Raw genomic sequence first — 20,739 nt, forward strand, 5'->3', positions numbered from 1 at the left:
CCAATCTCGGGCCATCCCTCGGATCAACCCGGTCATCAGTTATGGCGCTCGGACACCGCAGGGATTTCACCGTACGTGCATCTGAAGTCTTTGGAGTGACCCGTGGCTGCCAACTGCGACGTCTGCGGCAAGGGGCCGGGCTTCGGCAACAACATTTCGCACTCGCACCGCCGTACTCGCCGTCGTTGGAACCCCAACATCCAGACGGTGCGTGCTGTGGTCGGTCGGACGCCGAAGCGCCTCAATGTCTGCACCTCGTGCATCAAGGCCGGCAAGGTCGCGCGCTGACGTACACGTCGTAGCGCAGCCTTGCGGCTACTCGAAGCCGGTCCACCCTTGTGGTGGGCCGGCTTCTCGCTGTGTTCTCAGGACTCGGGGAGGCGCCAGGTGTGGTCGACGGGGCCGATGCCGGCGCCCAGGGGGAAGCCGGCGGCGATCGCGCCGGTGACGTAGTGCTTGGCGGCGTGGACGGCGTCGGGGACGTCGAGGCCGCGTGCCAGGTGTGAGGCGATGGCGCTGGCCAGGGTGCAGCCGGTGCCGTGGGTGTGCCGGTTGTCGTGGCGGGGGGCGTGCAGCCAGTGGTCCCGGGTGCCGTCGGAGAGCAGGTCGACGGCGTCGCCGGTGAGGTGGCCGCCCTTGATGAGGGCCCAGCGTGGGCCGTACGCCAGGATCGCCGCGGCGGCCTCCCGCATGTCGTCCTCGCTGTCCACGGTGACGCCGGTGAGCTGGGCGACCTCGTCGAGGTTGGGCGTGGCGACGGTGGCGAGCGGAAGCAGCCGCGTACGTACGGTTTCCAGGGCCTCGGGCGCGAGCAGCGTGTCGCCGTGCTTGGAGACGCCGACCGGGTCGACGACGATCGGGGCGTCCTGGTCGGCGAGCAGATCGGCGACGACCGCCACCAGTTCGGGGGACGCGAGCATGCCGGTCTTGACGGCCTGGACGCCGATGTCGTCGACGACGGCGCGGTATTGGGCGCGTACGGCTTCGGCGGGCAGCTCCCAGGCGCCCTGCACGCCGACGGAGTTCTGCGCGGTGACCGCCGTGATGACGCTCATGCCGTGCACGCCGAGGGACAGCATCGTCTTGAGGTCGGCCTGGATGCCGGCCCCGCCGCCGGAGTCGGAGCCGGCGATGGTCAGGACCCTGGGCGGGGGCAGGACGCTCATGCGTCGGCGCCGAAGTGGTCCCAGCCGCCCGCCTTGTCCCAGGGGGCGCCGTCGACGGTGACCTGCGGGGTGCCGGCGGCTGTGTGGACCTCGCCGATGATCCGCCACCGCGCCGGGAGCTTCACGTCTCGGGGGAAGGCGGCGACGATCGCGTGGTCCTCTCCCCCGGTGAGCACCCAGTGCAGGGGGTCGACGCCGACGGCCTGCCCGATGTCGGACATCTGGGCGGGGACGTCTATGTCGGCGGACTTCAGGTCGATCCGTACGCCGCTGGCCGCCGCGATGTGCCCGAGGTCGGCGACGAGGCCGTCGCTGACGTCGGTCATGGCGGTCGCGCCGAGCTCGGCGGCCGCCGGGCCCGCGTGGTACGGGGGTTCGGGCCGCCGGTGGGCCTCGACGAAGGCGCGCGGCGAACGGAAGCCGCGCGAGAGGACGGCGAAGCCCGCCGCGGACCAGCCGAGCCAGCCGGTGACGGCGATGATGTCGCCGGGCCGGGCGCCGGAGCGGGTGACGGGCTCGCGGTTGCGCAGGTCGCCCAGCGCGGTGATGCAGACCATGATCGTGTCGCCGCGTACGACGTCGCCGCCGGCCACGGCGGCCCCCGCGACCTGGCACTCGTCGCGGATGCCGTCCATCAGCTCGACCGGCCAGGTGACCGGCAGGTCGGCCGGCACGACCAGGGCGAGCAGCACGGCGGTCGGGACCGCGCCCATCGCCGCGATGTCCGCGAGGTTCTGGGCGGCGGCCTTGCGGCCCACGTCGTACGCGGTGGACCAGTCCCGGCGGAAGTGCCGGCCCTCGATCAGCGCGTCCGTCGTGGCCACCACCCGGCGGTCCGGCGCGGCGATCACGGCCGCGTCGTCGCCGGGCCCGAGCCGTACGGCGGGGCTGGAGGTGAGCCGGGAGGTCAACTCCCTGATCAGCCCGAACTCCCCCAACTCGCCCACGGTCCCCTTCATCTCTTCGTCCCCTTCACCTGGTCATTCCCCTTGCCATGGGCCGTCCGGCCAGGACCGCCGCACACCGTGCCCGCGCGGGTCTCCCCGTGACGTGCGGCGACGCGGTACCGTGGCGTCCCCTCCCACATGATCCTCGTAGCCGCCCTGGAGGTTCCGTGGTACAGGCGTACATTCTGATCCAGACCGAGGTGGGCAAAGCCTCGGCAGTAGCGGAGGTGATCTCCAAGATCCCCGGAGTCATCCAGGCAGAGGACGTCACCGGCCCGTACGACGTGATCGTGCGCGCCGAGGCCGACACGGTCGACGATCTCGGCCGCCTGGTGGTCGCGAAGGTACAGCAGGTGGACGGGATCACCCGCACCCTGACCTGTCCGGTGGTCCACCTCTGAGTCCTCTCCGGTCCCCCCTCTAGACTCGGCGGGTGATATTCCGCCGCCCCAGTCGTCGTCCGAGTCGTCGTGCAGTGCTGTTGTCCGTGTCCGCCGTCGCGTGCCTGTCCGCGGCGGCGGTCTACGTTTCCGTCTCCGGCGGGGACGGGGGCGCAAACGTCGCCGTCCCCAAGCCTTCGGCGGAGGCCACCGCGATGTGCGGCAAGCTTCACAGCGCGCTCCCGGCCAAGGTCGACGGGCTTTCCCGGCGCACCCTCGCCCCGGCGTCCCGGCTCACCGCCGGCTGGGGCGATCCTACGGTGGTCCTGCGCTGCGGCGTGGCCCGGCCGGCCGTCCTGACCCCGGGCAACAAGACGTACGACCCGACCTCGGACGCGGCCGACGTGAACGGCGTGAGCTGGCTCATCCAGAAGCTCGATGACGGATACCGGTTCACCACCACCGGGCGGAAGACCTTCGTCGAGGTGACGGTGCCGGGGAAGTACGCGCCGGAGGTCAATCCGCTGACGGATCTGGCGGCGGCGGTGAAGCGCGCGGTGCCCACCGAGCTCTGAGCCGGGTTGGGGGCAGGACGGCCTACCCACAACCCGGCGGAGCCGTCAGCGCAGGCCGGTCGGGCGGCGCAATGCCGCCTGGATGAGGCGGTCGACGAGTTCGGGGTAGGAGACGCCGGACTCCTGCCACATGCGGGGGTACATGGAGATGGGCGTGAAGCCCGGCATGGTGTTGATCTCGTTGATGACGAACTCGCCGGTGTCCAGGAGGAAGAAGTCGGCCCGGACGAGGCCCTCGCAGGAGGCGGCCTCGAAGGCGGCGACGGCGAGGCGCTGGACCTCGGCGGTCTGCTCGGGGGTGAGGGGTGCGGGGACGACGCCTTCGGCGGAGTCGATGTACTTGGCCTCGAAGTCGTAGAAGGCGTGGGCGCTGACCGGCGGGATCTCGGCGGGGACGCTGGCGCGGGGGCCGTCCTCGAACTCCAGGACGCCGCATTCGATCTCGCGGCCGCGCAGCAGCGCTTCGACGATGACCTTGGGGTCGTGGCGGCGGGCTTCCTCGATCGCGTCGTCGAGACCGGAGAGGTCGTCGACCTTGCTGATGCCGATGGAGGAGCCGGCCCGCGCGGGCTTCACGAAGAGCGGCCAGTCGTGTTCGCCCGCGAGGTCGACGATCTTCTTGCGGGCGGCGGCCGGATCGTTCTCCCACTCGCGGGGGCGGATCACCGTGTACGGGCCGACGGGCAGCCCGAAGGAGGTGAAGACCCGCTTCATGTACTCCTTGTCCATGCCGACGGCCGAGGCGAGGACGCCGGAGCCGACGTACGGCGTGCCGGAGAGGTCGAGCAGCCCCTGGAGGGTGCCGTCCTCGCCGTACGGGCCGTGCAGCATGGGGAAGACGACGTCGACCTCGCCGAGGACCTTGGGCACGGAACCGGGTTCGGCGTAGACGACCTCGCGGTTGCCGGGGTCGACCGGGAGCAGCACGGAGCCTTCGTCGGCTTCGGCGAGCTGGTCGACGCTGGGGTGGCGCCGGTCGGCGATGGCCATGCGCTCGGGGTCGTCGGCGGTCAGCGCCCACCGGCCGTCCGTGGTGATGCCGATGGGCAGCACGTCGTATTTCGTACGGTCGATGGCGCGCAGAATGGCTCCGGCGGTCACGACGGAGACGCCGTGCTCGGAACTGCGGCCGCCGAAGACGACCGCGACCCGCGGCTTGCTGTTCGATGAAGGCTGGTTGCTCATGTCGCGTTGACCCTACCGTCTCAGCGCTCCGACTTGGCGGAGCGGGACAGCAGCTCCTTGACGGCGACCGCGGGCGACTTGCCGTTGTGGACGATGTCGACGACGGTCTCGGTGATCGGCATGTCGACGCCGTGCCGGCGCGCCAGATCGGCCACGGACTCGCAGGACTTGACGCCTTCGGCGGTCTGCTTGGTGACCACGATGGTCTCCTCCACGGACATCCCGCGCCCCAGGTTCGTACCGAAGGTGTGGTTGCGGGACAGCGGCGAGGAGCAGGTGGTGACCAGATCACCCAGCCCGGCCAGGCCGGAGAAGGTGAGCGGGTCGGCGCCGAGGACGAGGCCGAGACGGGTGGTCTCGGCGAGGCCGCGGGTTATCAGCGAGCCCTTGGCGTTGTCGCCCAGGCCCATGCCGTCGGCGATGCCGACGGCGAGGCCGATGACGTTCTTGACGGCGCCGCCGAGTTCGCAGCCGATGACGTCGGTGTTGGTGTACGGGCGGAAGTACGCGGTGTGGCAGGCCGCCTGCAGCCGGCGGGCCACCGCCTCGTCGCGGCAGGCGACCACCGAGGCGGCGGGCAGCCGGGCGGCGATCGGCTTGGCGAGGTTGGGGCCGGACAGCACCGCGACGCGCTCGGGGCCGGCCTTGGCGACCTCCTCGATGACCTCGCTCATCCGCTTGGCGGTGCCGAGTTCGATGCCCTTCATCAGGCTGACCAGGACGGAGTCCGGCGGCAGCAGCGGCGCCCAGTCCGCCAGGTTGCCGCGCAGCGTCTGCGACGGTACGGCGAGGATCACGAACTCGGCGTCGCGGGCGGCCTCGGCGGGGTCGGTGGTGGCCCGGATGGCAGCCGGCAGTTCGATGCCCGGCAGGTAGTCGGGGTTGGTGTGGGTGGTGTTGACCGCTTCCGCCACTTCGGGGCGGCGGCCCCACATGGTCACCTCGGCTCCGGCGTCGGCGAGCACCATCGCGAAGGCCGTGCCCCAGGAGCCGGTTCCGTACACCGCGCAACGCGTCGTCACTTGGAGATCCCTTTCTGCTTGCGCGGGTCGAACCGTACGGCGGGCGCGGGCTTGCCGCGCAGTTCGGAGAGCTGCGCGCTGATGGCCGCCATGATGACGTCGGTCACTTCCCTCAGCACATCGGGGGTGGGGTCGAGCCCGTAGTACGCGCTCAGGTCGACCGGCGGTCCCGCGATGACCTTGAGGGTCTTGCGCGGGAACAGGTGCAGCTTGCCGTAGGGCGGCAGCGCCTCGTTGGCACCCCACTGCGCGACGGGGATGACCGGTGCCTTCGTCATCATCGCGACCCGGGCGACGCCGGTCTTGCCGACCATGGGCCACAAGTCGGGATCCCGGGTGAGGGTGGCCTCGGGGTAGAAGGAGACGCACTCGCCGCGGTTGACCGCGTCGACGGCGGCACGGAAGGCGTTGGCGGCGTCCGTGGACTCGCGGAAGACGGGAATCTGGCCGGTGCCGCGCAGCATCATGCCGACGAAGAAGACGTCGAAGAGGGTGGCTTTCGCGAGCAGGCGCGGAACGCGTCCGGTGTTGTACTGGAAATGCCCGTACGACAGAGGGTCGAGGGCGGAGTTGTGGTTCACCGCGGTGATGAATCCGCCGTCGGCCGGAATGTTGTCCATTCCACGCCAGTCCCGCTTGAAGAGGAGAACAAGCGGCGGTTTTGCGATGACAGCTGCGAGCCGGTACCAGAAGCCGATTCTGCGGCGGGACACCAGAACATCCTCCTCGTTCCGCCGCCTGCCCGGGGTCTCCGGGCCGCGGCCACTGTGTACGGCTGCGGCCTGTACGGGTTTCGCAGCCGCACAAGTGTCGCCGGTACGCCCACCGTAACGCCAGGGGCGCCGGTCGCCGCCGACCCGGTTGGCGTGAGCACAATAGTTCGGTGTCTACATGGTCCCTGGTGGTCCCCCTCAAGCCGCTCGCCGTCGCCAAGAGCCGCCTCGCCGACTCGGCGGGCCCGGTGCGGGCCGGGCTGGCGCTGGCGTTCGCCCAGGACACCGTGGCCGCGGCGCTGGCCTGTGCGGCGGTGCGGGATGTGACGGTGGTCACCGACGATCCGCTGGCCGGTACGGAACTGGCGGCCCTGGGTGCGTACGTCCTGCCGGACGACCCGGCGGCGGGCCTCAACGCCGCCCTGCGGCACGGGGCGGCTGCCGTGCTGGCGGCCCGGCCCGGTGCCGCCGTGGCGGCCCTCAACGCCGATCTCCCCGCCCTGCGGCCCCAGGAGCTGCACCGGGTACTCGACGACGCGGCGGCGGGCGCCGGGCGGGCCTTTGTGGCCGACGCCGCCGGGGTGGGGACGACCCTGCTGGCCGCCGCCCCCCGGGTGCCGCTGGCTCCCGGCTTCTCCGGCCCCTCGCGCGCCCGCCACCGCGCTTCCGGGGCCCGCGAAATCCTTCTGCCCGGCGTGGACTCCGTCCGCCAGGACGTGGATACGCCGGCGGATCTGCGGGCGGCGCTCATGCTGGGCGTCGGGCCCCGTACGGCCGCCACGGCGGCACGGCTGGAGTTCGAGGACCAACGGCTAGGCTGAGCCGCATGCAGGCGACCGCGTACACGTACGACCCCGACAGCCGTGAAGGCAGTGTGCTGCTCGACGACGGCACTCCGCTGCCGTTCGACGCGGCGGCCTTCGACGCGGGCGGCCTGCGGCTGCTTCGTCCTGGACAGCGGGTCCGGATCCGTACCGAGGGAAGCGGTGACGGTCGCCGTGTGGTCTTCGTGACCCTGCAGACCTTCCCGGACCCGCAGAGCTGAGCCCGGCCCCCGCCGTCCCGGGCCGGGGGGCGGGGCCGGAGCCGGGGCCCGAACGCACCGCGGGCCGAGCTCCAGTGAGGAGCCCGGCCCGTCGCGGCCTGTTGAGGGTGCCCCCGACCCAACGGACGGCGTCGAGGATCGGTGTGACTCCCGGAGGGGCTAGCGGTTGGCGGTGCGCTTGCTGGCGGCCTTGCGCGCGGAGGACCTGGCCGGGGCCTTCTTGGCGGTGGTCTTCTTGGCCGGGGCGGTCCGCTTGGAGGTCGCCTTCTTGGCGGTGGTCTTCTTGGCGGTGGTCTTCTTGGCCGTCGTGGCCTTCTTGGCCGCGGTGGTCTTCTTGGCCGCCGTGGTCTTCTTCGCGGCGGTGGTCTTGGCCGCCGTGGTCTTCTTCGCGGCGGTCTTCTTGGCTGCGGTGGTCTTCTTCGCGGCCGCCTTCTTCGTGGTGGCCTTGGCGGTGACGCCGCCGGTCAGGCTGCCCTTGGGCGCCTTCTTGACCGAGACCTCGCCGCCGCGGGGGAGCTTCTTCGTCCCGCTGACCAGGTCCTTGAAGCCCTGGCCCGCGCGGAAGCGCGGCACCGAGGTCTTCTTGACCCGGACCCGCTCCCCGGTCTGGGGGTTGCGGGCGTAGCGGGCCGGACGCTCGACCTTCTCGAACGAGCCGAATCCGGTGACCGAGACCCGGTCCCCGGCGACAACCGCGCGGACGATCGCGTCCAGGACCGCGTCCACCGCGTCCGCCGCGTTCTGCCGACCGCCGACCTTGTCGGCAATCGCTTCAACGAGCTGCGCCTTGTTCACGTCTTCCCCTTCGGAACTTTGCCCGGCGATTGGGTTCGGGCTTTTTCGCACGCTAGGCGGATATATACCGCAAATCAAATACGAAACGGGCGAATCACCCTTGTGCCGCAACGAACTCGGCGCTCAGGAAGAGCCTCGATCGGGGAATCGGCCTTCATCGAGGTCCTTCATCAGAGCATCCAGACGCCTTGCCGCACCTGGGAGATCGTGCTTCGCGGCAGCGGTGATGACGAGGAGCTTCCGGCTCAACTTGACCCGGATCTCCTCGGACACTTGCAGACCCGCCACTCGGGTGTGGGCCTGCTTCAACCTGGCAGCGAGGGACGCGTACAGCTTGAGTTGGCGTTCGCGTTCCATGTGCCGATTGTGTCATCTGGGGTGAGTTGTCGCTCAGCACGGGGCCGAACAAGCAGCAGCGCCCCCTGCCGGTCGGCAGGGGGCGCTGCGTCAGCGCTGCGTTATGTGCCAGGTCAGACGTGCAGAGTCCGCGGCTTGAAGGAGGGCCGCTTGGCTTCGTACGCGGAGATGTCGGCCTCGTTTCCGAGCGTGAGGCTGATGTCGTCCAGGCCGTTCAGCAGCCGCCAGCGGGCGTTGTCGTCCAGTTCGAACGGGGCGGTGATGCCGGCGGCGCGCACCTCGCGGGATTCGAGGTCGACGGTGATCTCGGCGGTCGGGTCGGCCTCGGTGAGCTTCCAGAGCTGTTCGACGGTCTCCTGCGGGAGGATGACGGTGAGCAGGCCGTTCTTCAGCGAGTTGCCGCGGAAGATGTCGGCGAAGCGGGACGAGATGACGGCCTTGAAGCCGTAGTTCTGCAGGGCCCAGACGGCGTGCTCGCGGGAGGAGCCGGTGCCGAAGTCGGGGCCGGCGACCAGGACGGTGGCGCCCTTGCGCTCGGGCTGGTTGAGGATGAAGGACGGGTCCTTGCGCCAGGCCTCGAACAGGCTGTCCTCGAAGCCGTTGCGGGTGACCTTCTTCAGCCAGTGGGCCGGGATGATCTGGTCGGTGTCGGCGTTGCTGCGGCGCAGCGGCACGGCCCGGCCGGTGTGGGTGGTGAACGCTTCCATAACTGCTCAGGCCTCCACGGGGCTCAGGTCGGAGGGGGACGCGAGGGTGCCGGTGACCGCGGTGGCGGCGGCGACCTGCGGGGAGACCAGGTGGGTGCGGCCGCCCTTGCCCTGCCGTCCTTCGAAGTTGCGGTTGGAGGTGGACGCGGAGCGCTCGCCGGGGGCGAGTTGGTCGGGGTTCATACCCAGACACATCGAGCAACCCGCGTGCCGCCATTCGGCGCCTGCGGCCTTGAACACCTTGTCCAGGCCCTCTTCGACGGCCTGCAGCGCGACGCGTACGGAGCCGGGCACGACCAGCATCCGTACCCCGTCGGCGACCTGGCGGCCCTCGACGACGGCGGCGGCGGCGCGCAGGTCCTCGATACGGCCGTTGGTGCAGGAACCGAGGAAGACGGTGTCGACCTTGACCTCGCGCAGCGGCGTACCGGCGGACAGCGCCATGTACTCCAGGGCCTTCTCGGCGGCCATACGGTCGCTCGGGTCGGCGAAGGAGGCGGGGTCCGGCACGGTGGCGCTCAGCGGGGCGCCCTGGCCCGGGTTGGTGCCCCAGGTGACGAACGGCGAGAGCGCGGCGGCGTCGACGACGACCTCGGTGTCGAAGACGGCGTCCTCGTCCGTCTTCAGGGTCTTCCAGTACGCGACTGCGGCGTCCCAGTCCTCGCCCTCGGGCGCGTGGTCGCGGCCCTGGAGGTAGTCGAAGGTGGTCTGGTCCGGGGCGATCATGCCCGCGCGGGCACCGGCCTCGATCGACATGTTGCAGATGGTCATGCGGGCTTCCATCGACAGCTTCTCGATGGCCGAGCCGCGGTATTCGATGACGTAACCCTGGCCGCCGCCGGTGCCGATCCTGGTGATGATCGTCAGGATCAGGTCCTTGGCGGTGACGCCGGCGGGCAGTTCGCCCTCGACGGTGATCGCCATGGTCTTGAAGGGCGCCAGCGGCAGCGTCTGGGTGGCCAGTACGTGCTCGACCTGGCTCGTGCCGATGCCGAACGCCAGCGCGCCGAAGGCGCCGTGGGTGGAGGTGTGGCTGTCGCCGCAGACCACCGTCATGCCGGGCTGGGTCAGGCCCAGCTGCGGGCCGACGACGTGAACGACGCCCTGCTCGACGTCGCCCAGCGGGTGCAGGCGGACGCCGAACTCGGCGCAGTTCTTGCGCAGCGTCTCCAGCTGGGTGCGCGAGACCGGGTCGGCGATCGGCTTGTCGATGTCGAGGGTCGGAGTGTTGTGGTCCTCGGTGGCGATGGTGAGGTCCAGGCGGCGCACCGGGCGGCCGTTCATCCGCAGGCCGTCGAAGGCCTGGGGGCTGGTGACCTCGTGGATGAGGTGCAGGTCGATGTAGAGGAGGTCGGGCTCGCCATCGGCGTGCCGGACGACGTGATCGTCCCAGACCTTTTCCGCGAGTGTCCTACCCATCGCTGTCCCTCCGACCGGCCGCATTGCCGGCCAACTCGTCCGATGCTGCGGCGCTCCGGCCCTTTGTGGGGGTGGGTGCCACAGCTCTGTGCTTCAAGCGTGACGCGTTCTACGGAAAATTGAACTTGCGTTTCACAGAGTGAGACGCGAGTATCGTTGCATGGACAACAGTAGTGGCGTCGGCGTTCTCGACAAGGCGGCTCTGGTGCTCAGCGCACTCGAGTCCGGCCCGGCCACCTTGGCCGGGCTCGTAGGCGCCACCGGCCTGGCCCGCCCCACGGCGCACCGACTGGCGGTCGCCCTGGAGCACCACCGTATGGTCGCGCGGGACATGCAGGGTCGATTCATCCTCGGGCCGCGCTTGTCCGAGCTGGCCGCGGCCGCCGGCGAGGACCGCCTGCTGGCCACGGCGGGCCCGGTTCTCACGCACCTGCGGGACGTCACCGGCGAGAGTGCGCAGCTCTACCGCCGCCAGGGCGACATGCGGATCTGCGTGGCGGCCGCCGAGCGGCTCTCCGGCCTGCGGGACACGGTGCCGGTCGGCTCCACGCTGCCGATGAAGGCCGGTTCCGCCGCGCAGGTCCTGATGGCCTGGGAGGAGCCCGAGCGGCTGCACCGCGGCCTCCAGGGCGCCCGCTTCACCGCCACCGCGCTTTCCGGCGTACGCCGCCGTGGCTGGGCCCAGTCCATCGGCGAGCGCGAGCCGGGCGTGGCGTCGGTGTCGGCGCCCGTACGCGGCCCCTCCAACCGCGTCGTGGCCGCCGTCTCCGTCTCCGGGCCCATCGAGCGGCTGACCCGCCACCCGGGCCGTATGCACGCCCAGGCCGTCATCGACGCCGCCGGGCGGCTCTCCGAGGCCCTGCGGCGCAACGGTTAGGCGTTCACGCGGCGGCCAGGCGGTCCCCGGCGCGCTCACCGCGCCGGGCGACCGGGATGACGCCGGTCGCCGCCGCGAGGCCGAAGGCGGGCATGTCCGCGTAGATCGCCTCGTACGAGCCCGCGGGGACCAGGTACGTCTCGTGCCAGATGCCGACGTGGCCCTTGCCGGCGCGTGCGTGGCGGTTGAAGGCCGTCCAGGCGGGGCGGTGCAGCTTGTCCTGGTCGGCGGCGTAGGCGAGCAGCTTCTCCTTGGACTCCCAGTACTGGACGACGTAGAAGATCCTCGGGCCGCCGCTCAGCAGGCGGTAGCCGAGCAGGCCCGCGGTCTTGTCCCGGGACAGCTCGCGCAGCATGCGCGGCATGGCCTGGAAGACCGGGAACCAGTTGCGCAGCGCCCAGTAGTGATTGATCCGCATCCCTATGTGGAAGACGACGATGTCGCCTTCGGCGGCGGCGGTCTGGCGGCCCGGTATCGGCTTGGCGCTCATGGTGGATCCCCCTGTGCGGCGTGATCGACGCGTTGGATAGTGTTGCTATCCATGCTTGGATAGTGTCACTCCCCAATGGAAGGTGCAAGAGGAATGCGACTGGCGGAGCTGAGCGAGCGCAGCGGGGTGTCCACCGCCACGATCAAGTACTACCTCCGCGAGGGACTGCTGCCGCCCGGCCGCCGCGTCACAGCCACCCAGGCCGAGTACGGCGAGGAACACCTGCGCCGGCTCCGCCTCGTACGGGCCCTCATCCAGGTCGGCCGGCTACCGGTGGCCACCGCCCGCGAAGTACTGACCGCGGTGGAGGACGACTCCCTCGACCAGCACGCGCGGATCGGCGCGGCGGTCTGGGCCCTGCCGCACGGGCCCGAGCCGGCCGACGACGATCCCACGACCGAAGCCGCACAGCGCGAAGTCGACCGCCTCCTCCAGAAGTTGGACTGGAGCTTCAGCCGCGCCGTCGCCGGCCTCTCCCCCGCCTACCGGATGCTGGTCTCGGCCGTCGCCACCCTCACCCGCCTCGGATACCCCTGCGACGTGGCGCACTTGACGCCGTACGCCCACATCTCCGCCCGACTGGCCGTCCACGACCTGGACTTGCTCGAGGAGTACGCGACCCCGCTCGAGAAGGTCGAGGCCGCCGTGATGCTCACCGTGCTCTACGAGCCCGTACTGCTGAGCCTGCGGCGCCTGGCCGAGGCCGAGGAATCCAACCGCCGCTTCAGGGAGGGCAGCTAGTGCCGTGACCGGCGATGTTTGCCCGTCAAGGAGCGTCGTCCGGTGCGTGCGATCGCAAGGCGGCCGGAAGTCTTTGTAGCGGAGCTACCAGGACTTTTGGCCAACGCCGCGAGCGTGCGTGCTGGGCGGTGCGACAGGGCAAAGCTTGCCGGGAGGGGCACTAGCCCACCCCGCCGCCCCAGCCCCGGCACGACGGACGGAGTCCGGCGCAGCCGGGCGAAGCCCGGGAGGCCCGCCAGGGCCGAGCGGTGCGAGCACGGCGTCAAAAAGAGGTCGTGGGTGAGACGGGCGGATAGCAAAAAGGGCCCGGCGCCGGTGGCGTTGGGCCCTTCTTCTCTTCGTGTACCCCCGACCGGATTCGAACCGGCGCTACCGCCTTGAGAGGGCGGCGTGCTAGGCCGCTACACAACGGGGGCCTGTTCTGCGGGTGAAGCGGATACTGCGCTGGGGTACCAGGACTCGAACCTAGACTAAATGAACCAGAATCACTCGTGCTGCCAATTACACCATACCCCATGGTGTGTCAAGTACCCCCGACCGGATTCGAACCGGCGCTACCGCCTTGAGAGGGCGGCGTGCTAGGCCGCTACACAACGGGGGCCCTAGCGAAGTCCCGTACGGGACCAGTACCCCCGACCGGATTCGAACCGGCGCTACCGCCTTGAGAGGGCGGCGTGCTAGGCCGCTACACAACGGGGGCTTGCACTGCGAAAGTGATGCGCTGGGGTACCAGGACTCGAACCTAGACTAACTGAACCAGAATCAGTCGTGCTGCCAATTACACCATACCCCACCAAAACTCAACCCCCACTTTGGGGGGTTTTGTTTGGTTACGCTTTCCGGTCCGGCCTTTCGGCCCGCTCGGGCGGCGCAGGAAGAACATTACCCGATCGGAGACGGGGCTCCAAAACGGGTATCGGCCGTCAGGATCCCGGGCAGTTGCCCCAGGTCCGTGATACGCCGCAGGTCGGGCGGGGCGGGCGCCCGGCCCGCCCGGTCCAGCCAGACGCCGAGGAGGCCGGCCGCGTCGGCGCCGCGTGCGTCGGTGTCGGGTTTGTCACCTACGTACGCCACCTCGCGCGGCGGCAGCCCGAGCGCGTCGCAGGCGGCGAGGAAGGCCTCGGGGGCGGGTTTGGCGTGGCCGAGCTCGTCGGAGCAGAGCAGGCATTCGAAGCGGTCGCGGAGGCCGAGCCTGCGGAGCTTGGGCTCCTGCTGGGCCACGCTGGAGTTCGAGAGCACGCCGTGCCGGTAGGCGGGGGTCAGCGCGTTCAGGGTCGGCAGGACGTCCGGGAAGGCCGTCGCGGCGGACGCCTCGAAGTGCGCCCGGTAGCCGGCGAACCACGCGTCGGCCTCGGCGTCGTCCATGGAGTGGCGGCCCAGGAAGTCCCGGGCCCGCTCGCGGCGCTGCTCGGCGAAGGTCAGCTCACCGGCGAGGAAGCGGTCGTAGTGGAACTCCATCACCTCGCGCCAGAGGCCGAGGGCCTGCTCGGGGGATGCGTACCTCCCGAGCAGGCCCTCGGCCTCGAAGTGCGCGAGCGCGCCGTCGCGCTCGGCCCCGGTGTAGTCGAAGATCGTGTCGTCGATGTCCCAGAGCACGGCGCGGATCGGCACCGCCGTCAGCCGCCGAGCTTCGCGAGGGCGGCGTCGATGCGGGCCAGGGTGCGCTCGCGGCCGAGTACCTCGAGGGACTCGAAGAGCGGCAGGCCGACGGTGCGGCCGGTGACGGCGACCCGGACGGGGGCCTGGGCCTTGCCGAGCTTGAGGCCGTGGGCCTCGCCGGCGGCCAGGACGGCCTCCTTCAGCGACTCCGCGTTCCAGTCGGCGGCGGCCAGCTTCGTACGGGCCGTGCGGAGCAGGTCGGCGGCGGCAGCGGGGTCCTTCATCGCCTTCTGCCAGGAGGCCTCGTCCTCGGCCGGCTCGGGCAGGAAGAGGAAGTCGACGTTGGCGGTGATGTCGGACAGCACCGTCAGGCGGGTCTGGGCGTGCGGGGCGATGGCCTCCCACGCCGCCTGGTCGAAGTCCTCGGGCGCCCAGGGGGCATGCGGAGGCTTGAGCCAGGGGTCGCAGGCCTCGATGAAGGCCTTGAGGTCGAGGCGGCGGATGTGGTCGGCGTTGATCGCCTCGGCCTTCTTGAGGTCGAAGCGGGCCGGGTTGGCGTTGACGTCCTTGATGTCGAACGCCGCGACCATTTCGTCCATGGTGAAGATGTCCTGGTCCGCGGAGAACGACCAGCCCAGCAGGGCGAGATAGTTCAGCAGGCCGTGGGGCAGGAAGCCGCGCTCGCGGTAGAGGTTGAGCGAGGACTGCGGGTCGCGCTTGGAGAGCTTCTTGTTGCCCTCGCCCATGACGTAGGGCAGGTGGCCGAACTCGGGCACCAGCCCGTTCCCGACGCCGATCTCGGCGAGGGCCGCGTACAGGGCGATCTGGCGCGGGGTGGAGGACAGCAGGTCCTCGCCGCGCAGCACGTGGGTGATCTCCATGAGCGCGTCGTCGACCGGGTTGACCAGGGTGTAGAGCGGGGCGCCGTTGGCCCGGACGATGCCGTAGTCGGGCACGTTGTCCGGGGTGAAGGTCAGCTCGCCGCGCACCAGGTCGGTGAAGGTGATCGGCTGGTCGGGCATCCGGAAGCGGACGATGGAGCTGCGGCCCTCGGCCTCGTACGCGCCGATCTGCTCGGGGGTGAGGTCCCGGCAGTGGCCGTCGTAGCCGGAGGGGCGGCCGGCGGCGCGGGCGGCGTCGCGGCGGGCGTCGAGCTCCTCGGTGGTGCAGTAGCACGCGTAGGCGTGGCCGGCGTCCTGGAGCTTGCGGGCGACGTCCGCGTAGATGTCCATGCGCTGCGACTGGCGGTACGGCGCGTGGGGGCCGCCGACCTCGGGGCCCTCGTCCCAGTCGAGGCCGAGCCAGCGCATCGCCTCGAGGAGCTGGTTGTACGACTCCTCGGTGTCGCGGGCGGCGTCGGTGTCCTCGATGCGGAAGACCAGGGTGCCCTTGTGGTGGCGGGCGAAGGCCCAGTTGAACAGGGCGGTGCGCACCATGCCCACGTGGGGGTTGCCGGTCGGCGAGGGACAGAAACGTACGCGGACGGGGGAAACGGGGGAAACTGCTGCGCTAGCCACGCTTGATCACCTTGTTGGTGAGAGTGCCGATGCCTTCGATGGTGACGGCGACCTCGTCGCCGATGTTGAGCGGTCCGACCCCGGCCGGGGTGCCGGTGAGGATGACGTCACCGGGGAGCAGGGTCATCGCCTCGGTGATGTTGACGATCAGGTCCTCGATGGAGTTGACCATCTGGCTGGTGCGGCCGGCCTGCCGCAGCTCGCCGTTGACGGTCGCGGTGATCGCCAGGTCCGAGGGGTCCACGCCGGTCTCGATCCAGGGGCCGAGCGGGCAGGAGGAGTCGAAGCCCTTCGCCCGGGCCCACTGCTTCTCGGCCCGTTGGGTGTCGCGGGCGGTGACGTCGTTGGCGCAGGTGTAGCCGAGGATCACGTCCTTGACGCGTTCGCGCGGGACCTCACGGCACATACGGCCGATGACCACGGCCAGCTCGGCCTCGTGGTGCACCTCGCTGGAGAACGTGGGGTACACGATCGGGTCGCCCGGGCCGACCACGGAGGTGGACGGCTTGAAGAACGCCCAGGGCGAGGGCGGCACCTCGTTGCCCAGTTCCGCGGCGTGCTCGGCGTAGTTGCGGCCGATGGCCACGACCTTGCTGGGCAGTACGGGCGGCAGCAGCCGGACCTTGCTCAGCGGGACCTTCGTACCGGAGAGCTCGAAGTCGGCGAACGGGACGCCCTTGATGATGTCGAGGACGAGGCCGTCGGGCACGGAGTCCGTACCCTCGACCGCGCCGAAGGCGACATTGCCGTCGATGGAGAACCTGGCGATGCGCACGCTTTCCCTCACTGGGGTGACCGGAGATGGAAGCCCCAGCCTATTTGACGCGGGCGCGCGAGCCGGCGAACCTGCGGCGGCTCAGCCCTGATCGGGGAGGTTGACGAGCGTCGTGCGGCGGGGATTCGCCGTCTGCTGAGGCAGTGGACGTACCTCCACCGCTTCGGCGTCCGTGGCCGGCTCGGCCTCGAGCAGCGGCTCCGCGTCCTTCAGGTGGGCCAGGGTGGTGCGGCGCGGGTTGGCTATGGGACGCATCAGCATGGTCGTCTTCATGGGCCGGTCTGGACCTCGGGTATTCAGGGCGCACTATCGCGCCGATTGACGGCTTGCAACACGGTGTAAAGCGTCAGGTTAGTGGCGCCCATTCCCCCCACTCGGTGCCCGAGACAACCAGCGGGCTGTGATATTCCTCACCAATGGATGGACAAAACGACCGAGTCGGACAGTGGATCAAGGTCGTCCAATCCGGCATCCAGGACTTTTAGGGACTCTTCGCCCACGAGTGGGGTGGAAAGGGGCCCCGAACCCCCCTCGCGACTTGCGGGAATAACGTCCGAATTAGCCGACTATCCCCGATACCGTCACCGACAACGGGTGACCCGCCCAATGCGCTGAGTCACACATTCCGCTCAATGCGGCTCGAGCCTTGTTGCCGGATCCGGCACTGTGCTGGAATTCCCCGGACCGCCGCATCATCCGGCGCGCAGGGGGCGCGTTCGGCCACCGAGCGGCGGCGAACAGGGCACCCGCCGGGGAGGGTGGGGCTCCCGAACTCGACACCGTCCTGCCGCCCGCGCGGCGGACGCCTGGTCCAGAGGTTGCGACGCTAGTGCAGGGACGTTTCAAGAGGGATGGCGGCGCTGCGGGCGGCGACCCGGAGCAGCGTGGTGGGACCGATCACGGCCCATCACCGCGCCGGACGAACGAAACCGCAGAAGCCGGGACCACGGGCGCGCAACCTAGCGCGGGCCCGCTCCGCGGCACGGGTACGGGCCCCAAGCACGGCTCGCGCATTGCCATGCGCAACTGGCGCATCAGCACGCGTCTGGTGTCGCTGCTCGCGCTGCCGGTCGTCGCGGCGACGTCTCTGGGTGCCCTGCGCATCCAGAGCTCGCTGGACAACGTCACCCAGCTCGGCAACGTGCAGACGCTGACCGACCTGACCGAGCAGGCGACCAAGCTGGCCGCCGCGTTGCAGGAAGAGCGCGACAGCTCCGCCGGCCCGCTGAGCGGCAAGAACCGCAACACCGGGAACGACACGGTCATCGCCAAGCGCGAGGCGACCGAGCGGGCGAAGACTGCCTTCATCGCCGCCAGCAACAACGGCATCCCGCAGGACCTCACCGGTGTGAGCGCCTCGCTGGTCGCGATCAACAAGCAGCTCGGCACGCTCAAGGACATCCGTGCGAACGCCTACACGGACGAGAACTACATCTCGCAGACGGTCTCCGAGTACGACGATCTGATCACCCAGCTGCTCGGCCTCTCCGAGGAAATGGCCCAGGCCTCCGGCAACTCGGACATGATCAAGAGCACCCGTGCGCTGGCCGCCTTCTCGGCGGCCAAGGAGTACGACTCCATCCAGCGCGCCATGATCAGTGCCGCCCTCGCCAACGGCAACAACCTCCAGCCCAACGACTGGCGCTACCTCGACGGCGTCCACTCGGCCGAGGCGACCACGCTCAACCAGTTCCGGCAGATCTACGGCGAGGCAGCCACCACGGAACTGCTGTCGCCGCTGGACGCCGCCAAGAACGACACGATCCAGGCCGTCGACGAGCAGCAGGACCGCGTCGCGGCGACCGAAGAGGGCATCAAGAACATCACAGGCTCCTACCTGGACTGGGACGACAACGCCCGGACCAAGCTGGAGACGATGAAGAAGATCGAAGCCCAGCTGCTCAACGACATGACCCAGCAGGGTCTGAAGCTGCAGAACGCGGCCTCGCAGGAGGCGTACCTCAACGGCGCCATCATCCTGCTCGTGCTGGGCATCTCGGTCGTCGGCGCCTTCGTCGTGGCCCGCTCCATGATCCGCTCGCTGCGCCGGCTCCAGGAAGGTGCGCTGGACGTCGCCCAGAAGCGACTGCCCGAGCTGGTCAAGCACCTGTCGGAGTCCGACCCGCAGGACGTGGACACCTCGGTCGAGTCGATCGGTATCACCAGCCGCGACGAGATCGGCCAGGTGGCCCGGGCCTTCGACGAGGTCCACCGCGAGGCGGTCCGACTGGCCGCCGAGCAGGCGCTGCTGCGAGGCAACGTCAACGCGATGTTCACCAACCTCTCGCGCCGCAGCCAGGGCCTCATCCAGCGTCAGCTGAGCCTGATCTCCGAACTGGAGTCCCGCGAGGCCGACCCGGACCAGCTGTCCTCGCTCTTCAAGCTGGACCACCTCGCGACCCGTATGCGCCGGAACGGTGAAAACCTCCTGGTCCTCGCGGGCGAGGAGCCGGGCCGCCGCTGGACGCGGCCGGTCCCGCTGGTCGACGTGCTGCGCGCCGCGGCCTCCGAGGTGGAGCAGTACGAGCGCATCGAGCTGACCTCGGTGCCCGGCGCCGAAGTCACCGGCCGCATCGTCAACGACCTCGTCCACCTGCTCGCCGAGCTGCTGGAGAACGCGACGTCGTTCTCCTCGCCGCAGACGAAGGTGCGGGTCACCGGTCACGCGCTGCCCGACGGCCGCGTACTGATCGAGATCCACGACACCGGCATCGGCCTGTCCCCGGAGGACCTCGCCGACATCAACGAGCGGCTCGCCAACCCGCCGACGGTGGACGTCTCCGTCTCCCGCCGCATGGGCCTGTTCGTGGTCGGCCGGCTGTCCCTGCGACACGGCATCCGGATCCAGCTCCGCCCGTCCGACTCCGGCGGCACCACGGCGCTCGTCATGCTGCCGGTGGATGTCACCCAGGGCGGCGGCAAGGTCAAGCCCGGTGCTGCCGGCCGCGGCCAGCAGCCCGGTATGCCGGGTGGCCCCGGCGGTCCGGTCGCCGCGGGTCTGGGCGCCGGTCCCGGCAACGGCCAGGTCGGCCGTCCGCCGCAGCGTGGCCAGGTGCCGGCTTCCGAGCCGCGCCCCGCCCTCAACTCCGGCCCCGGCGGCCCCGGTTCGCCGCAGGGCCGCCCTGCGGGGTCCCGTCCGGCTCCCGCCCCCGGCGGTCCCGGTGGGCGTCACGCTCCGCAGCGTACGAACCCGAGCTGGGCGGAGTCCGGCCAGGACAACGGCCGCACCGCACCCCAGCCGCCGCAGCAGCCCCAGCAGCCCCAGCGCGGGGGCAACGCCCCGCAGCCGGCGTCCGCGGCGGCCGACCGGGCACGTGGCCACGAGGACGTCGAGTCCACGCAGGCCTTCGAGCGCCCGGACTTCGACAGCCTTCCGCACACCGGTCCGCAGCGCGGTTCGGGCAGCGGCCCGCGTCCGGCTCCGGCCGCCATGCCCGCTCCCGCGGCGCAGTCGGGTCCGGCCCCGGTCGCGGACTTCGGCACCGTCCCGCAGGGCCGTCCGCAGCAGGGCGGTCAGGGCCAGGGCGGGTTCACCCGCAGCGATGTGTTCCAGCAGCCGGGCACCGGTGGCCGTCCGGCCCCCGCGCCCACCCCGATGCCGCAGGCGCCCGCCCCGGCCCCGGCCCCGCAGCAGCAGCGGCCTCAGCCGAACCGTGGCGCGGAGCCCCAGCTGCCGCCCGTCGCGGAGCCGATGGCCCTGCCGCCGGCGCCGATGCGCGGTGACGAGCGCAGCCCGATATTCGAGGCCCTCGAGTCGGACTGGTTCCGCAGCGGCCGGGTCGAGCGGATGCAGCAGGTCCACGTGGAGAGCGGCCCGACCGCCCCCGCGCCCCAGCAGCAGCCCTCCGCCCCGGTGCAGCCGCAGCCGCGGCCCAACCAGGCGGCCCGGCCCCAGCAGGCACCGCCCCAGCGGACCCGCGCCGAACAGCCGCCGCAGCCCCAGCCGACGCAGCAGGCCCAGCCCCAGCAGCACACCCCGCCGCCGCGCCAGCAGCAGCCGCTGCAACGCCCCGGCACTTCGGCACCGCAGTACCAGAACCAGAACCAGAACGGTCAGCCGAACAACCAGCAGCAGTACCAGCCCACGCAGCCCCCGCGCCGCGAGACCCCGGCCTGGCGTCCCACGCCGAACGACGAGGTCTGGCAACGCGCCGAGCAGGTCCGCGAGCCGTCGGCCGGCGGGATCACCCCGTCCGGTCTGCCGCGCCGCGTACCGCGTGCCAACCTGGTCCCGGGGGGCGCCGCTCCCCAGCAGGCCCCCCAGGGTGGTCCGCAGGTCTCGCGGGCGCCCGACGACGTGCGCGGACGCCTCACCAACCTCCGACGCGGTATCCAGCAAGGACGTCAGGCCACCCCCGGCCCCGGCGACCGTGCCCCCGATAGTCAGTGGGGCGGCAACACTCACCAGCAGGAGCGTTAGTTGAGCACC

At 70.7% G+C, this 20,739-nt stretch carries 22 protein-coding genes and 5 tRNA genes; 8 read left to right on the top strand and 19 right to left on the bottom strand.

Going from position 1 to position 20,739, the window contains the following annotated elements; translation table 11 throughout:
- Nucleotides 1-102 precede the first annotated feature (102 nt).
- Nucleotides 103-288, top strand: a complete 186-nt coding sequence (gene rpmB / locus ACFXJ5_RS29070) for a 50S ribosomal protein L28 (protein ID WP_014628431.1) — start codon at nucleotides 103-105, stop codon at nucleotides 286-288.
- A gap of 77 nt (nucleotides 289-365) precedes the next feature.
- Here the strand turns inward: rpmB and thiD are convergent, their stop codons facing one another.
- Nucleotides 366-1,166: a bifunctional hydroxymethylpyrimidine kinase/phosphomethylpyrimidine kinase gene (thiD, locus tag ACFXJ5_RS29075; RefSeq protein ID WP_384637307.1), complete on the bottom strand. Its 801-nt coding sequence runs from the start codon at nucleotides 1,164-1,166 to the stop codon at nucleotides 366-368.
- Entirely contained in the window at nucleotides 1,163-2,125 is a 963-nt protein-coding gene (locus ACFXJ5_RS29080) for a thiamine-phosphate kinase (RefSeq protein WP_384637309.1), read from the bottom strand. Before ACFXJ5_RS29080 ends, thiD begins: the two co-directional genes overlap by 4 nt.
- A gap of 155 nt (nucleotides 2,126-2,280) precedes the next feature.
- Here ACFXJ5_RS29080 and ACFXJ5_RS29085 point away from each other — a divergent pair, with 155 nt between their 5' ends.
- Both ACFXJ5_RS29085 and ACFXJ5_RS29090 read left to right on the top strand, forming a co-directional pair.
- Nucleotides 2,281-2,514 (top strand): Lrp/AsnC family transcriptional regulator, encoded by a 234-nt coding sequence (locus ACFXJ5_RS29085; protein WP_127356447.1) that lies wholly within the window; start codon nucleotides 2,281-2,283, stop codon nucleotides 2,512-2,514.
- A gap of 86 nt (nucleotides 2,515-2,600) precedes the next feature.
- Nucleotides 2,601-3,068 carry a DUF3515 domain-containing protein gene (locus tag ACFXJ5_RS29090; protein WP_384637313.1) on the top strand — a complete coding sequence of 156 codons (468 nt, stop codon included), beginning with the start codon at nucleotides 2,601-2,603 and terminating at the stop codon, nucleotides 3,066-3,068.
- 45 nt (nucleotides 3,069-3,113) lie between these two features.
- Here the strand turns inward: ACFXJ5_RS29090 and ACFXJ5_RS29095 are convergent, their stop codons facing one another.
- From ACFXJ5_RS29095 to ACFXJ5_RS29105, 3 genes are read right to left on the bottom strand one after another with little or no spacing between them, the layout of a single operon-like run.
- A complete protein-coding gene (locus tag ACFXJ5_RS29095; protein ID WP_384637316.1) occupies nucleotides 3,114-4,253 on the bottom strand; it encodes a D-alanine--D-alanine ligase family protein in 1,140 nt (379 codons plus the stop codon).
- Nucleotides 4,254-4,273: 20 nt separating this feature from the next.
- The gene (locus tag ACFXJ5_RS29100; RefSeq protein ID WP_384637319.1) at nucleotides 4,274-5,275 is read right to left on the bottom strand and encodes an NAD(P)H-dependent glycerol-3-phosphate dehydrogenase; all 1,002 of its coding nucleotides are present in this window, start codon (nucleotides 5,273-5,275) and stop codon (nucleotides 4,274-4,276) included.
- Nucleotides 5,272-5,988: a lysophospholipid acyltransferase family protein gene (locus ACFXJ5_RS29105; protein WP_384637322.1), complete on the bottom strand. Its 717-nt coding sequence runs from the start codon at nucleotides 5,986-5,988 to the stop codon at nucleotides 5,272-5,274. Before ACFXJ5_RS29105 ends, ACFXJ5_RS29100 begins: the two co-directional genes overlap by 4 nt.
- A 170-nt stretch (nucleotides 5,989-6,158) precedes the next feature.
- Here ACFXJ5_RS29105 and cofC point away from each other — a divergent pair, with 170 nt between their 5' ends.
- Complete coding sequence (gene cofC / locus ACFXJ5_RS29110; protein ID WP_384637325.1) at nucleotides 6,159-6,809, top strand: 2-phospho-L-lactate guanylyltransferase; 651 nt, start codon at nucleotides 6,159-6,161, stop codon at nucleotides 6,807-6,809.
- A 5-nt stretch (nucleotides 6,810-6,814) separates the two neighbouring features.
- Nucleotides 6,815-7,033 (top strand): hypothetical protein, encoded by a 219-nt coding sequence (locus ACFXJ5_RS29115; RefSeq protein WP_384637328.1) that lies wholly within the window; start codon nucleotides 6,815-6,817, stop codon nucleotides 7,031-7,033.
- 159 nt (nucleotides 7,034-7,192) lie between these two features.
- Here ACFXJ5_RS29115 and ACFXJ5_RS29120 read toward each other — a convergent pair whose 3' ends face one another.
- The 4 genes from ACFXJ5_RS29120 to leuC form a co-directional block, all read right to left on the bottom strand.
- A complete protein-coding gene (locus ACFXJ5_RS29120) occupies nucleotides 7,193-7,828 on the bottom strand; it encodes an HU family DNA-binding protein (RefSeq protein WP_384637331.1) in 636 nt (211 codons plus the stop codon).
- A gap of 123 nt (nucleotides 7,829-7,951) precedes the next feature.
- Nucleotides 7,952-8,185, bottom strand: coding sequence for an SCO5555 family protein (locus ACFXJ5_RS29125; protein ID WP_384637334.1), 234 nt, complete (start codon nucleotides 8,183-8,185; stop codon nucleotides 7,952-7,954).
- Between the two features lie 113 nt (nucleotides 8,186-8,298).
- Complete coding sequence (leuD, locus tag ACFXJ5_RS29130) at nucleotides 8,299-8,892, bottom strand: 3-isopropylmalate dehydratase small subunit (RefSeq protein ID WP_384637337.1); 594 nt, start codon at nucleotides 8,890-8,892, stop codon at nucleotides 8,299-8,301.
- Nucleotides 8,893-8,898: 6 nt separating this feature from the next.
- The gene (leuC, locus tag ACFXJ5_RS29135) at nucleotides 8,899-10,311 is read right to left on the bottom strand and encodes a 3-isopropylmalate dehydratase large subunit (protein ID WP_384637340.1); all 1,413 of its coding nucleotides are present in this window, start codon (nucleotides 10,309-10,311) and stop codon (nucleotides 8,899-8,901) included.
- A gap of 160 nt (nucleotides 10,312-10,471) precedes the next feature.
- Here leuC and ndgR point away from each other — a divergent pair, with 160 nt between their 5' ends.
- On the top strand, nucleotides 10,472-11,188 hold the full coding sequence (ndgR, locus tag ACFXJ5_RS29140) for an IclR family transcriptional regulator NdgR (protein WP_127356438.1): 717 nt from the start codon (nucleotides 10,472-10,474) through the stop codon (nucleotides 11,186-11,188).
- A 4-nt stretch (nucleotides 11,189-11,192) separates the two neighbouring features.
- Here the strand turns inward: ndgR and ACFXJ5_RS29145 are convergent, their stop codons facing one another.
- Nucleotides 11,193-11,678: a DUF4188 domain-containing protein gene (locus ACFXJ5_RS29145; RefSeq protein WP_384637344.1), complete on the bottom strand. Its 486-nt coding sequence runs from the start codon at nucleotides 11,676-11,678 to the stop codon at nucleotides 11,193-11,195.
- 93 nt (nucleotides 11,679-11,771) lie between these two features.
- Here ACFXJ5_RS29145 and ACFXJ5_RS29150 point away from each other — a divergent pair, with 93 nt between their 5' ends.
- Nucleotides 11,772-12,419 carry a MerR family transcriptional regulator gene (locus tag ACFXJ5_RS29150; RefSeq protein ID WP_384637346.1) on the top strand — a complete coding sequence of 216 codons (648 nt, stop codon included), beginning with the start codon at nucleotides 11,772-11,774 and terminating at the stop codon, nucleotides 12,417-12,419.
- A gap of 343 nt (nucleotides 12,420-12,762) precedes the next feature.
- Here the strand turns inward: ACFXJ5_RS29150 and ACFXJ5_RS29155 are convergent.
- The 9 genes from ACFXJ5_RS29155 to ACFXJ5_RS29195 all read right to left on the bottom strand — a co-directional run bounded on the left by ACFXJ5_RS29155 (nucleotide 12,763) and on the right by ACFXJ5_RS29195 (nucleotide 16,583).
- Nucleotides 12,763-12,835, bottom strand: a tRNA-Glu gene (locus tag ACFXJ5_RS29155).
- Between the two features lie 28 nt (nucleotides 12,836-12,863).
- A tRNA-Gln gene (locus ACFXJ5_RS29160) sits at nucleotides 12,864-12,935 on the bottom strand.
- A gap of 12 nt (nucleotides 12,936-12,947) precedes the next feature.
- Nucleotides 12,948-13,020 (bottom strand) — tRNA-Glu (locus ACFXJ5_RS29165).
- A gap of 26 nt (nucleotides 13,021-13,046) precedes the next feature.
- A tRNA-Glu gene (locus ACFXJ5_RS29170) sits at nucleotides 13,047-13,119 on the bottom strand.
- Between the two features lie 21 nt (nucleotides 13,120-13,140).
- Nucleotides 13,141-13,212, bottom strand: a tRNA-Gln gene (locus ACFXJ5_RS29175).
- An 89-nt stretch (nucleotides 13,213-13,301) separates the two neighbouring features.
- Entirely contained in the window at nucleotides 13,302-14,030 is a 729-nt protein-coding gene (locus tag ACFXJ5_RS29180) for an HAD family hydrolase (protein WP_384637348.1), read from the bottom strand.
- Between the two features lie 5 nt (nucleotides 14,031-14,035).
- Nucleotides 14,036-15,535, bottom strand: a complete 1,500-nt coding sequence (gene gltX / locus ACFXJ5_RS29185; protein ID WP_384637351.1) for a glutamate--tRNA ligase — start codon at nucleotides 15,533-15,535, stop codon at nucleotides 14,036-14,038.
- On the bottom strand, nucleotides 15,528-16,310 hold the full coding sequence (locus ACFXJ5_RS29190) for a fumarylacetoacetate hydrolase family protein (protein ID WP_384637354.1): 783 nt from the start codon (nucleotides 16,308-16,310) through the stop codon (nucleotides 15,528-15,530). Before ACFXJ5_RS29190 ends, gltX begins: the two co-directional genes overlap by 8 nt.
- A gap of 81 nt (nucleotides 16,311-16,391) precedes the next feature.
- Nucleotides 16,392-16,583, bottom strand: coding sequence for a hypothetical protein (locus ACFXJ5_RS29195; protein ID WP_384637357.1), 192 nt, complete (start codon nucleotides 16,581-16,583; stop codon nucleotides 16,392-16,394).
- 556 nt (nucleotides 16,584-17,139) lie between these two features.
- Here ACFXJ5_RS29195 and ACFXJ5_RS29200 point away from each other — a divergent pair.
- Entirely contained in the window at nucleotides 17,140-20,730 is a 3,591-nt protein-coding gene (locus ACFXJ5_RS29200; protein WP_384637360.1) for a nitrate- and nitrite sensing domain-containing protein, read from the top strand.
- The last annotated feature ends 9 nt before the right edge of the window (nucleotides 20,731-20,739 follow it).

The organism is Streptomyces sp. NPDC059373, from assembly GCF_042751495.1.
Taxonomy (GTDB): Bacteria; Actinomycetota; Actinomycetes; order Streptomycetales; family Streptomycetaceae; genus Actinacidiphila.

Bases quoted from the DNA above. Each gene is read 5' to 3' on its own strand.
- thiD (WP_384637307.1), bottom strand. From the start codon at position 1,166: ATGAGCGTCCTGCCCCCGCCCAGGGTCCTGACCATCGCCGGCTCCGAC.
- ACFXJ5_RS29080 (WP_384637309.1), bottom strand. From the start codon at position 2,125: ATGAAGGGGACCGTGGGCGAGTTGGGGGAGTTCGGGCTGATCAGGGAG.
- ACFXJ5_RS29095 (WP_384637316.1), bottom strand. From the start codon at position 4,253: ATGAGCAACCAGCCTTCATCGAACAGCAAGCCGCGGGTCGCGGTCGTC.
- ACFXJ5_RS29115 (WP_384637328.1), top strand. From the start codon at position 6,815: ATGCAGGCGACCGCGTACACGTACGACCCCGACAGCCGTGAAGGCAGT.
- ACFXJ5_RS29125 (WP_384637334.1), bottom strand. From the start codon at position 8,185: ATGGAACGCGAACGCCAACTCAAGCTGTACGCGTCCCTCGCTGCCAGG.
- leuD (WP_384637337.1), bottom strand. From the start codon at position 8,892: ATGGAAGCGTTCACCACCCACACCGGCCGGGCCGTGCCGCTGCGCCGC.
- leuC (WP_384637340.1), bottom strand. From the start codon at position 10,311: ATGGGTAGGACACTCGCGGAAAAGGTCTGGGACGATCACGTCGTCCGG.
- ndgR (WP_127356438.1), top strand. From the start codon at position 10,472: ATGGACAACAGTAGTGGCGTCGGCGTTCTCGACAAGGCGGCTCTGGTG.
- ACFXJ5_RS29145 (WP_384637344.1), bottom strand. From the start codon at position 11,678: ATGAGCGCCAAGCCGATACCGGGCCGCCAGACCGCCGCCGCCGAAGGC.
- ACFXJ5_RS29150 (WP_384637346.1), top strand. From the start codon at position 11,772: ATGCGACTGGCGGAGCTGAGCGAGCGCAGCGGGGTGTCCACCGCCACG.
- ACFXJ5_RS29195 (WP_384637357.1), bottom strand. From the start codon at position 16,583: ATGAAGACGACCATGCTGATGCGTCCCATAGCCAACCCGCGCCGCACC.